Source organism: Kitasatospora sp. NPDC001603 (genome assembly GCF_040298365.1).
Classification (GTDB): Bacteria; Actinomycetota; Actinomycetes; order Streptomycetales; family Streptomycetaceae; genus Kitasatospora.
This window is the reverse complement of sequence record NZ_JBEPAA010000019.1, coordinates 109,333-122,153: the sequence shown is the minus strand read 5'-3', so window position 1 is coordinate 122,153 and position 12,821 is coordinate 109,333. Positions and strand designations below refer to the sequence as shown.

The window sequence follows — 12,821 nt, the reverse complement described above, 5'->3', positions numbered from 1 at the left end:
TTGCGGCCCTGCTCGCGCAGTTGCTCCGCGGCCTTCAGTACGGCCGCCTCCTCACCGGAGAGGACCACCGACGAAGGACCGTTCACCGCCGCCAGGTCCACGCCGTCACCGAGGAGTTCGGCCACCTCGGCCTCGGTCGCGGCGACCGCCACCATCGCACCGCCCGAGGGCAGCGCCTGCATCAGCCGACCGCGTGCGGCGACCACCGCCGCCGCGTCGCCGAGCGAGAGCAGCCCGGCCACGTGCGCGGCCGTGATCTCCCCGATCGAGTGGCCCATGACGGCGTCCGGCCGGACGCCCCAGGACTCGATCAGCCGGAACAGCGCCGTCTCCACCGCGAACAACCCGGCCTGGGTGTAGACGGTTTGGTCCAGCGATCCGGCCGTGCCGAGCACCACGTCCTTGACGGGGTGGTCGGTCCAGCCCGCCAACTGCGCGTCCAGCGCCTCGCAGGCCGCGTCGAAGGCCTCGGCGAACACCGGGTACCGCTCGGCCAGCTCACGGCCCATTCCGACCCGCTGCGACCCCTGACCCGGGAACACCAGCACCGTCCGGTCGGTGTCGGACACCGTGCCCGTCACCAGGACGGGGCTGTGCTCACCCCGCGCCAGGGCGCTCAGCCCGGCCAGCGCCTCCTCCGGCGAGCCCGCCAGCACCACCGCGCGCTCCGACAGCAGCGCCCGCTGGGCCAGCAGGGCGGCGGCGATCTCCGCCGTCCCCGCCCCGGAGGTCTCGACGAAGGGCGCCAGCCGGTCGGCCTGCCCGGCCAGCGAGCCCGCGCTCTTCGCCGACAGCACCAGCGGCACCGTACCTGCCGGAGCGTTCTCGACCGCGAGGGCCTGCGCCTCGGCCTCGACCGGGGCCTGCTCCAGGATCAGGTGCGCGTTCGTCCCGCTGACGCCGAAGGCGGAGACCCCGCCACGCCGCGGTCGGCCGGTCTCCGGCCAGTCCCGCGCCTCGGTCAGCAGCTCTACCGCGCCGGCCTGCCAGTCCACCTCGGTCGAGGGCTCCTCGACGTGCAGGGTGGGCGGCAGCACGCCGTGGCGCAGGGCCTCCACCATCTTGATCACACCGGCGACCCCGGCGGCCGCCTGCGCGTGCCCCAGGTTGGACTTCACGGACCCGAGCCAGAGCGGACGCCCGGGTTCCCGGTCCTGGCCGTAGGTGGCCAGCAGGGCCTGCGCCTCGATCGGGTCACCCAGCACCGTGCCGGTGCCGTGCGCCTCGACCGCGTCCACCTCGACGGTGGACAGGCCCGCGTTGGCCAGCGCCTTGCGGATCACCCGCTGCTGCGAGGGCCCGTTGGGCGCGGTCAGCCCGTTGGACGCGCCGTCCTGGTTCACCGCCGAGCCTCGGACAACCGCGAGCACCCGGTGCCCCTTGCGCCGCGCCTCCGAGAGGCGCTCCAGCACCACCACACCCGCGCCCTCGGCCCAGCCGGTGCCGTCCGCCGTCGAGGAGAAGGCCTTGCAGCGGCCGTCGGGCGAGAGCGCCTGCTGGCGGGAGAACTCCACGAAGGTGTGCGGGTTGGCCAGCACCGTGGCGCCGCCGGCCAGCGCCATCGAGCACTCGCCCTGGCGCAGCGCCTGGGCGGCCAGGTGGATCGCCACCAGCGACGACGAGCACGCCGTGTCCACGGTGACCGCCGGGCCCTCGAAGCCGAACACGTAGGAGACCCGGCCGGAGGCCACGCTGCCGGCGGAGCCCGTCGCGGTGAAGCCGCTCAGCTCCGGCGGCACCTCGCCGCCGAACCCGTAGCCCTGGCTCATGACGCCGGAGAAGACGCCGACGTCGGTGCCCTTCAGCGCGGCCGGGTCGATGCCCGCCCGCTCCAGCGCCTCCCAGGACGCCTCCAGCAGCAGCCGCTGCTGCGGGTCCATCGCGAGTGCCTCACGCGGCGAGATCCCGAAGAACCCGGCGTCGAACAGGCCGGCCTCGTGCAGGAAGCCGCCCCGGTCGACGTAGGAGGTGCCGATCCGGCCGGGGTCGGCGTCGAACAGGCCGTCCAGGTCCCAGCCGCGGTCCTCCGGGAACGGGGAGAGGGCCTCCCGGCCGTCGGCGACCAGCCGCCAGAGGTCCTCCGGGCTCGCCACGCCGCCGGGCAGCCGGCAGGCCATGCCGACGATCGCGATCGGCTCGTCGGGGTCGGCGGCCAGGACGGCCGGCGCCGCCGGCCCGGCCGCGGCGGCCACGTGGCCGAACGCGCCGTGCAGGTGGCGGGCCAGGGCGAGCGGGGTCGGGTAGTCGAAGACGACGGTGGTCGGCAGGTTGAGGCCGGTCGCCTCACGGACCCGGTTGCGCAGTTCGACGGAGGTCAGCGAGTCGAAGCCGGCGTCCTTGAACGCCTTCTCCGCCTTGACGCTGTCCGCCCCGGCGTGGCCGAGGACGGTCGCCACCTGGCCGCGGACCAGGTCGAGCAGCAGGGCCTCCTGCTCGCTGGCCGACAGCCCGGCCAGCCGGTCCGCCAGCCCGCCGCCGCTGCGCTGGGCGGCCGCCGCCCGGACGGCCTGCCGACCGGCCCGGACCAGACCCCGCATCAGCGGCTGGACGGCGCCGCCGGAGGCCGCGTCGGCGCGGGCCGCCCGCAGGTCGAGCTTGATCGGCACGACCAGGGCCCGGTCGGCGTGCAGGGCCGCGTCGAACAGGGCCAGGCCCTCGGCCGGGGTCAGCGCCAGGACGCCGCCGCGGCTCATCCGGGCCTGGTCCAGCTCGCTCAGGTGCGCGGTCAGGCCGGTGCTCTGCTCCCACAGGCCCCAGGCCAGCGAGACACCGGGCAGCCCGTCGGCCCGCCGGCGGGCCATCAGGGCGTCCAGGTAGGCGTTGGCGGCCGCGTAGTTGCCCTGGCCCGCCGAGCCGAACAGGCCGGCGGCGGAGGAGAACACCGCGAAGGCCGTCAGGCCCAGGTCACGGGTCAGCTCGTGCAGGTGCTGTACGGCGGTCACCTTGGGCGCGAAGACCCCGGCGATCCGCTCCGGCGTCAGTGCGCCGATCACGCCGTCGTCCAGCACACCGGCGGTGTGCACGACACCGGTCAGCGGGTGCTCGGCCGGGACGGCGGCCAGCAGCGCGGCCACCGCCGCCCGGTCGGCGACGTCGCAGGCGGCGACCGTCACCGCCGCGCCCAGCCCGTCCAGTTCGGCCACCAGCTCCGGCGCGCCCTCGGCCCCGAGGCCGCTCCGGCTGGCCAGCACCAGGTGCCGGACGCCGTGCTCGGTGACCAGGTGCCGGGCCACCAGGGCGCCCAGCGAGCCGGTGCCGCCGGTGACCAGGACGGTCCCGTCCGGGCGGAAGGCCGGTTGGGCGCCTGTCGCGTCACCACCGGCCGCGCGGACCAGCCGCGGTGCGGAGAGCACCCCGGCCCGGACGGCGACCTGCGGCTCGCCGGAGCCCAGCACGGCGGTGAGCAGCGGCTCGACGTCGGTGCCGGAGGTGAGGTCGGTGGCGGTGTCGGTGTCGGTGTCGATCAGGACGAGCCGGTCCGGGTTCTCCGCCTGGGCGGCGCGGACCAGGCCCCAGACGGCGGCGCCCGCCGGGTCGGTCACCGCGGCGTCGCCGCCGGCCGGCACCGCGCCCCGGGTCACCAGCACCAGCCGGGAGTCCTCCAGGCTCGGTGCGGCCAGCCAGGTCTGGACGAGGTCCAGGATCCGGTCGGTCAGGGCCAGGGCGTCGCCGCGCCGGTCGGTCGCCTCCACCAGCGCGACCACCGGGGAGGTGACGTTGTCGGCGAGGATCTGCACCTCGTCCGCGTGGAACAGCGGCACCCACGGCGGCAGCGTCTCGCCGCCGGCGGGGGTCTCGGGCAGGTCGGTCCAGTCCACCCGGAAGAGGGCGTTCGGGCCGGCGTCCGCCGCGGCGGACGAGAGCTGCTCGGCGGAGACCGGCAGGAAGGCGAGCGCCTCCAGGGTCAGGACCGGGCCGCCCGTCTCGTCGGCGGCCTCCAGCGAGAGCCCGTTCCGGTCGGACGGCGCGAGCCGCACCCGCAGCGCCGAGGCGCCGGCGGCGTGCAGCGTCAGGCCGGTCCACTCGGCCGGCTGCCAGAGCCGCGGTCCGCCCGCGGTCCCGTCGGCCACCGCGGCGTGCCGCAGGCCGGACTGGAGGGCGGCGTCGAGCAGCGCCGGGTGGATGCCGAAGCGGCCGGCGTCGGCGCGCTGGTCCTCGGGCAGCGCGACCTCGGCGAAGACCTCCTCGCCGCGCCGCCAGAGCCCGCGGACGCCCTGGAAGGCCGGGCCGAGGGCGTAGCCGAGGCGGAGCAGGTCGTCGTAGAGCTCGTCGGCACTCGCCTGCCGGGCGCCGGTGGGCGGCCAGACGACGAGGTCGGCGTGCGCCTCGGTGCGGGCCGCCGCAGGGGCGAGCCGGCCGGTGGCGTGCCTGGTCCAGGCGCCGGTGTCGTCGTCGGCGTCCTCACGGGCGGCGTAGACGTCGACGCTGCGGGCACCGCTCCCGTCGGGGCCGCCGACGGTGACCTGGACCCGGACGCCGCCGTGCTCGGGCAGCACCAGTGGGGCCTCGATCACCAGCTCGTCGAGGGTGCCGCAGCCGACCTCGTCACCGGCGCGGACGGCCAGCTCCACCAGCGCGGCGCCGGGGACGGGGACGACCCCGCCGACGCCGTGGTCGGCCAGCCAGGGGTGGGTGCGCAGCGACAGCCGGGAGGTGAACGCCAGCCCGTCCGACTGCGGCAGCCGGACGACGGCGCCGATCAGCGGGTGGTCGACGGTGGCCTGGCCGAGCGCGGCCGCGTCGGTGGCCGGGGCGGTCCGCAGCCAGTAGTGCCGGTGGTCGAAGGCGTAGGTCGGCAGGTCGAGCGGGGCGGTGCCGGTGGGCAGCACGCCGCTCCAGTCCACGGCCACGCCGCGGACGAAGAGGTCGGCCATCGACAGGAACAGCCGGCGCGGGCCGCCCTCGTCCCGTCGAAGCGAGCCGGTGACCAGGGCGTCGGCCGCGGCCTCGTCCACGATCTCGTTGATCGGCTGGACCAGCACCGGGTGGGCGCTGGACTCGACGAAGACGGTGTGGCCCGCTTCGAGCAGCGCGGCGACGGCGGGGCCGAAGCGGACCTGGCCGCGCAGGTTGCGGTACCAGTACCCGCCGTCCAGCACGCCCGCCTGGTCGATCCACTCACCGGTGACGGTGGAGAGGAACGGCACCAGCGGGGCCTGGCTGCGGATGTCCGCGAAGGCCTCCGCCAGGGTCTCCTCGATCGCCTCGACATGGCGGGTGTGGGAGGCGTAGTCCACCGCCACCCGGCGCACCCGCACACCGTCCGCCGTCAGGACCTCCAGCGCCTCGTCCAAGGCCTCGGCGTCACCGGCGACCACGACGGAGGCCGGGCCGTTGACGGCCGCGACCTCGACGCGGTCCGCCCAGCGCTCCAGGCGAGTCAGCGCCTCGCTCTCGGGGAGCGCGACCGACGCCATGCCACCGCGACCGGCCAGCTGACCGGCGATCACCTGGCTGCGCACCGCGACGATCCGGGCGGCGTCCTCCAGGGAGAGCGCACCGGCCACGCAGGCCGCCGCGATCTCGCCCTGGGAGTGGCCCAGCACGGCGTCCGGCAGCACGCCCACGGACGCCCAGACGGCGGCCAGACCGACCATCACCGCGAAGCTGGCCGGCTGGAGCACGTCCACCCGGTCCAGCAGCTCGGCCGGGGCCTCGCCGCGCAGCACCTCCTCCAGCGACCAGTCCACCCAGGGGCTCAGCGCCCGGGCGCACTCCGCGATCCGCTCGGCGAACACCGGGGAGGCGTCGAGCAGTTCACGCCCCATCCCGGCCCACTGCGAACCCTGCCCCGGGAACACCAGGACCGTCCGGCCCGCGCCGGCCGAGCCGAGCGAACCGCCGGTCACCAGGGCGGGAGCCGACTCGCCCCGGGCCAGCGCGCCCAGTCCGGCCAGCGCCTCCTCCGTCGAACCGGCCACCAGCACCGCGCGCTCGGAGAGCAGCGCGCGCCGGGACAGCAGCGCGTTCGCCGTGGCGGCGAGCGACGGCCGGTCCGCCGTGTCGAGGAAGGCCGCCAGGCGCGCGGCCTGACCGGCCAGCGAGCCGGTCGAGGCGGCCGACACCACCAGCGGCACCGCGTCGGCGCCCGGCAGCACGTCGCCCGCCGCCGGCTCGACGGCCGGCACCTCGGCGGACTCCTCCAGGATCAGGTGCGCGTTGGTGCCGCTGATCCCGAAGGAGGAGATCCCGGCCCGGCGCGGCCGGCCGCCGGCGGCCCAGTCGCGCGCCTCGGTCAGCAGCTCGACCGCACCGGCGGACCAGTCCACCTCCGGGGTCGGCGCGCTGACGTTCAGTGTGGAGGGCAGCACGCCGTGCCGCAGCGCCTGCACCATCTTGATGACGGCCGCGACACCCGCCGCGGCCTGGGTGTGGCCGATGTTGGACTTCAGCGAGCCGAGCCAGAGCGGCCGCTCCGGGTCGCGGTCCCGGCCGTAGGTGGCCAGCAGGGCCTGCGCCTCGATCGGGTCGCCCAGCGCCGTTCCGGTGCCGTGCGCCTCCACCGCGTCGATGTCCGAGGCGGCCAGGCCCGCGTTGGCCAGCGCCTTGCGGATCACCCGCTGCTGCGAGGGGCCGTTGGGCGCGGTCAGACCGTTGGAGGCGCCGTCCTGGTTCACCGCGCTGCCGCGCAGCACCGCGAGCACCTGGTGCCCGTTGCGCCGGGCCTCGGAGAGCCGCTCCAGGACCACGATGCCGACGCCCTCGGAGAGGATGGTGCCGTCGGCGCCCGCCGAGAACGCCTTGACCCGGCCGTCGGCGGCGAGGCCGCGCTGGCGCGACATGCCGAGGACGCCGACCGGCGAGCCCATCACGGCGACGCCGCCGGCCAGCGCCAGCGAGCACTCGCCGGACCGCAGCGCCTGCGCGGCCAGGTGGATCGCCACCAGCGAGGAGGAGCACGCCGTGTCCACGGTGACCGCCGGGCCCTCGAAGCCGAACACGTAGGAGACCCGGCCGGAGGCCACACTGCCCGCGGTCGCGGTGGTGACGAAGCCTTCGAGCTCGGCGGGCATGCTGGTCAGCGACTCGACGTAGTCGTGGATGGAGACACCGGAGAAGACGCCGATGTTGCCGCCCCGCGCCGTGCCGGGGTTGATGCCGGCCCGCTCCAGCGCCTCCCACGAGGCCTCCAGCAGCAGCCGCTGCTGCGGGTCCATCGCCAGCGCCTCGCGCGGCGAGATCCCGAAGAACTCGGCGTCGAACTCCCCGGCGTCGCGCAGGAAGCCGCCCTTGTGGACGTAGGAGGTGCCGGGCTTCGCGGCGTCGTCGTCGAAGAGCTCGTCGAGGTTCCAGCCGCGGTTGTCCGGGAAGCCCACCATGCCGTCGCGGCCCTCGTGCACCAGGCGCCACAGGCCCTCGGGGTCGACCACGCCGCCGGGCAGCCGGCAGGCCATGCCGACGATGGCGATCGGCTCGTCCGGGTCGGCCGCGACCACGGTGGGGGCGGCGGCGGCACCGGCCGCGGTGTCGCCGAGCTCCTCGCGCAGGAAGCGGGCGAGCGCCACCGGCGTGGGGTAGTCGAAGATCAGGGTGGCGGGCAGCTTGACCCCGGTCGCGGCGCTCAGCCGGTTGCGGAGCTCGACCGCGGTGAGCGAGTCGAAGCCGATGTCGCTGAAGCCCCGGGTGCCCTGGGCCAGTTCGTGGCCGTTGAAGCCGAGCACCGCGGTGGCCTCGGCCTGGACGATGCCCAGCAGGATGCTCTCCTGCTCGGCCTCGGACTTCCCCGCCAGGCGGCGGACCAGCCCGCTGCCGTCCCCGGCGGCGGTCCGTGCCACCCGGCGCCCGCTCCGCACCAGGCTGCGCAGCATGTGCGGGACGGCGCCGCCGGACGCGGTGTCCGAGCGCAGCGCCCGCAGGTCGAGCTTGATCGGGACGAGCAGCGCCTGCTCGGCCCGCAGGCCGGTGTCGAAGTGGGCCAGGCCCTCGGCCGGGGTCAGCGCCAGGACGCCGCCGCGGCTCATCCGGGCCTGGTCGACCTCGCTCAGGTGGGCGGTCAGGCCGGTGCTCTGCTCCCAGAGGCCCCAGGCCAGCGAGAGACCGGGCAGTCCGCCGGCTCGACGGCGGGTCATCAGGGCGTCGAGGTAGGCGTTGGCGGCGGCGTAACTGCCCTGGCCGGCCGAGCCGAGCAGCGCGGCGGCGGACGAGAAGACCACGAACGTCCGCAGCTGCGGGGCGAGTTCGCGGGTCAGCTCGTCCAGGTGGCGCACCGCGGTCGCCTTGGGCGCGAAGACCCCGGCGATCCGCTCCGGCGTCAGCGCGCCGATCACCCCGTCGTCCAGGATGCCGGCCAGGTGGACGAGGCCGGTCAGCGGGTGTTCGGCCGGGACGGCGGTCAGCAGCGCGGCCACCGCCTCCCGGTCGGCGACGTCGCTCGCGACGACCGACACCGTGGCGCCGAGTCCGGCGAGTTCGTCGGCCAGTTCGTCGGCGCCCTCGGCGGCGGGGCCCCGGCGGCCGGCCAGCACCAGGTGCCGGACGCCGTGCTCGGTGACCAGGTGGCGGGCGACCACGGCGCCCAGCGAGCCGGTGCCGCCGGTGACCAGGACGGTGCCGTCCGGGTCGAAGGCGGTGGCAGGGGCCTCCTCCGGGGCGGCGTCGGCGCGCACCAGGCGGGAGGCGGAGAGCGCCGTGCCGCGCACCGCGACCTGCGGCTCGCCGGAGGCCAGCACCGCCCCGAGGACGGCTCCCGCCCCGGCCGCGGCGGCGGGGTCGAGGTCGACCAGGACGATCCGGTCCGGGTTCTCCGCCTGGGCGGCGCGGACCAGGCCCCAGACGGCGGCGCCGGCCGGGTCGGTCACCGCGGCCTCGCCGCCGGCCGGGACGGCGCCCCGGGTGGCGACCACCAGGCGGGCCCCGGCCAGGCCCGGCGCGGCCGTCCAGGCCTGGATCGCGGCCAGCACCCGGCAGGTGAGCTCCAGCGGGTCGGCCTCGGCGTCGGCCGCGGTCGCGTCCAGCACGGCGACCGCCGGCACGCTCTCGCGGTCGGCCAGCGCGGCCACGTCCTCCGGTCCGGACAGCGGGGCCCAGACCGGCGCGGCCGTGGCGCCCTCGGGCGCGGGCAGCCCGGTCCACTCGACCCGGAACAGCGAGTCCCGGCCGTCCTGGCCGGCCGCGCTGCCCAACTGCTCGGCGGAGACCGGCAGCGAGACCAGCGAGTCCATCGTCAGGACCAGCTCGCCGGCCTCGTCAGCGGCCTGGAAGGACAGCGCGTCGGTGCCCCGGGGGGCGACCCGCACCCGCAGCGCGGAGGCGCCCAGCGCGTGCAGCACCAGCCCGTTCCAGGCGAACGGCAGCACGTTGCGGCCGTCCTCCGGGTTGGTGAACGCGTTGGTGTGCAGGGCGGCGTCCAGCAGGGCGGGGTGGATCCCGAACCGGTCGGCGTGCTCCCGCTGCTCCGGCGGCAGCACGGCCTCGGCGAAGAGCTCCTCGCCGCGCCGCCAGACCGCCCGCAGGCCCTGGAACGCCGGGCCGTAGGAGTAGCCGCGGACGACCAGGTCGGTGTAGAAGTCCTCGATCTCCACGGGCTCGGCGCCGGCCGGCGGCCAGGCGGCGAAGTCCACGGCGGGCGTGGTGCTGCCGCTCGGGGCGGCTGACGAGAGCAGACCGGTCGCGTGCCTGGTCCACTCGCCGTCGCCGTCCTCGCCGGCGGCGTCCTCGCGCAGCGAGTAGACGTCCACCGTCCGGGAGCCGGTCGGGCCGGGGCCGCCGACGGCGACCTGGACCCGCACGCCGCCCTGCTCGGGCAGCACCAGCGGGGCCTCGATGACCAGCTCTTCGAGGATGCCGCAGCCGAACTCGTCGCCCGCGCGCACCGCCAGGTCGACGTAGACGGTGCCGGGGACGATCACCACGCCCTGCATGGCGTGGTCGGCGAGCCAGGGGTGGGTGCGCAGCGACAGCCGGGAGGTGAAGACCAGCCCGTCCGACTGCGGCAGCCGCACCACCGCGCCGAGCAGCGGGTGGTCGGTGCCGGTGAGGCCCAGCGAGGCGGCGTCGGTGGCCGATCCGGTCAGCTGGAGCCAGTAGTGCTGGTGGTCGAAGGCGTAGGTCGGCAGGTCGACCAGGGCGGTGTCGGCCCCGGCCGGCAGCTGGCCGGTCCAGTCCACGGCGACGCCCCGGACGAAGAGTTCGGCCATCGAGGTCAGCAGGCGGCGCGGGCCGCCCTCGTCGCGCCGCAGCGAGCCGGTGACCACGGCCGAGGCGTCGGCGGCGTCCACCAGCTCGCTGATCGGCTGGACCAGGACCGGGTGGGCGCTGGACTCGACGAAGACGGTGTGGCCGGCGCCGAGCAGCGCGGTGATCGCCGGGCCGAAGCGGACCTGGCCGCGCAGGTTGCGGTACCAGTAGCCGCCGTCCAGCACGCCCGCCCCGTCGATCCACTCGCCGGTGACGGTGGAGAAGAACGGGACCAGCGGGGCCTGGCTGCGGATGTCCGCGAAGGCCTCGCCGAGGGTCTCCTGGATCGCCTCGACGTGCCGGGAGTGGGAGGCGTAGTCCACCGCGATCCGCCGCACCCGCACGCCCTGGTCCTCCAGCGCGTCGAGGGCCTCGTCGAGGGCCTCCGCGTCACCGGCGACCACCACGGACGCCGGGCCGTTGACGGCGGCGACCTCGACGCGGTCCGCCCAGCGCTCCAGCCGCTCGACGGCGTCGGTCTCGGAGAGCGCCACCGAGGCCATCCCGCCGCGCCCGGCGAGGCTGCCCGCGATCACCTGGCTGCGCACCGCCACGATCCGCGCGGCGTCCTCCAGCGACAGCGCACCGGCCACGCAGGCCGCCGCGATCTCGCCCTGGGAGTGCCCGACCACCGCGTCCGGCACCACGCCCACGGACGCCCAGACCGCCGCCAGACCGACCATCACCGCGAAGCTGGCCGGCTGGAGCACGTCGACGCGCTCCAGCAGCTCGGCCGGGGCCTCACCGCGCAGCACGTCCTCCAGCGACCAGTCCACCCAGCGCTCCAGCGCCGCCGCGCACTCCGCGACGCGCGCGGCGAACACCGGGGAGGAGTCCAGCAGTTCACGGCCCATGCCGACCCACTGCGAACCCTGCCCCGGGAAGACCAGGACGAGCTTGCCCGCCCCGGTCGCGCTCCCCGTCACCAGCCCGGCGGCGGATTCGCCCCGGGCCAGCGCGGCCAGCCCGGCCAGCGCCTCGTCCCGCGAACCGGCCACCAGCACCGCCCGCTCGCCGAGCACCGCGCGCCGGGTGGCCAGCGTCCCCGCCACCCCGGCGAGGGAGACCCCCTCCGCGGCGTCGAGGAAGGAGACCAGCCGCTCGGCCTGGCCCGTCAGGGAGCCCTCGGAGGCCGCCGAGACCACCAGCGGCACCACGGCGTCGGGCGCGGCCGCGGCCTGGGCGGGCTCCTCCTCGGGCACCTGCTCCAGGATCAGGTGCGCGTTGGTGCCGCTGGCGCCGAAGGAGGAGACCCCGGCCCGGCGCGGCCGCCCGGTCTCCGGCCAGGGCCGGGTCTCGGTCAGCAGCTCGACGGCGCCCGCCGTCCAGTCCACCTGCGGGGTGGGCGCGTCGACGTGCCGGGTGGCCGGCATCACGCCGTGTCGCAGCGCCTGCACCATGTTGATCACACCGGCGACCCCGGAGGCCGCCTGGGTGTGGCCGATCACCGACTTGACCGAGCCGAGCCGCAGCGGTTCCCGGCCGTCCACGCGGTCCTGCCCGTACGTGGCCAGCAGCGCCTGTGCCTCGATCGGGTCGCCGAGGACGGTGCCGGTGCCGTGGCCCTCGACCATGTCGATGTCGCCCGTGGACAGGTTGGCGCTGTCCAGCGCCTTGCGGATGACCCGCTGCTGGGCGGGGCCGTTGGGCGCGGTCAGGCCGTTGGAGGCGCCGTCCTGGTTGAGCGCGGAGCCCCGGACGACCGCCAGCACGCGGTGGCCGAGCTCCCTGGCCCGGGAGAGCTTCTCCAGCAGGACGACACCGGCGCCCTCGGCCCAGCTGGAGCCGTCGGCGCAGGCCGCGTAGGACTTGCAGCGGCCGTCGAAGGCCAGGCCGCGCTGGCGGGCGAAGCCCACGAAGCCGCCCGGGGTGGACATCACGGTCGCACCGCCGGCCAGCGCCATCGAGCACTCGCCGCGGCGCAGCGCCTGGGCGGCCAGGTGGATGGCGACCAGCGAGGAGGAGCACATGGTGTCGACGGTGACCGCCGGGCCCTCCAGCCCGAGCGAGTAGGCGACCCGGCCGGAGGCGACACCGCCGGCGGTGCCCAGGGCTCGCTCCAGGCTGAGGAAGCCCTCGTAGCCGCTGAGGTCCGGGGCGTAGTCCTGGTGCACGATGCCGGCGAACACGCCGATGTCGGTGCCCCGGACGGAGTGCGGGGCGATGCCGGCCCGCTCCAGGGCCTCCCAGGACACCTCCAACAGCTGCCGCTGCTGCGGGTCCATGGCGAGCGCCTCGCGCGGCGAGATGCCGAAGAACCCGGCGTCGAACTGGCCGGCGTCGTGCAGGAACGCGCCCTCGCGGACGTAGGTGGTGCCGGGGTTGTCCGGGTCCGGGTGGTAGAGGCCTTCGAGGTCCCAGCCCCGGTCCTCGGGGAACGCGGTGTACACGTCGGTGCCGTCGGTGACGACCCGCCAGAGGTCTTCGGGGGTACGGATCCCGCCCGCGTACCGGCAGGCCATCGACACGATGGCGATGGGCTCGGCAGGGGCCTCCAGGAGCTTCTGGTTCTCCTGCTGGAGCCGCGCGTTCTCCTTCAGCGAGGCACGAAGTGCGTTGACGATCTGCTCGTCCGGCGTCGTCATGTTCCTACGTCCTCCGTGTCAGTCCGCTGTCAGTGGTCAGCTGGTCGTACCGGGTCATCG

The 12,821-nt window shown here is 76.1% G+C and carries 1 protein-coding gene; it reads right to left on the bottom strand.

Going from position 1 to position 12,821, the window contains the following annotated elements:
* The coding region (locus ABT263_RS15215; protein ID WP_352290940.1) for an SDR family NAD(P)-dependent oxidoreductase at window positions 1-12,761 on the bottom strand (12,761 nt) is incomplete at its 3' end.
* Window positions 12,762-12,821 lie beyond the last annotated feature (60 nt).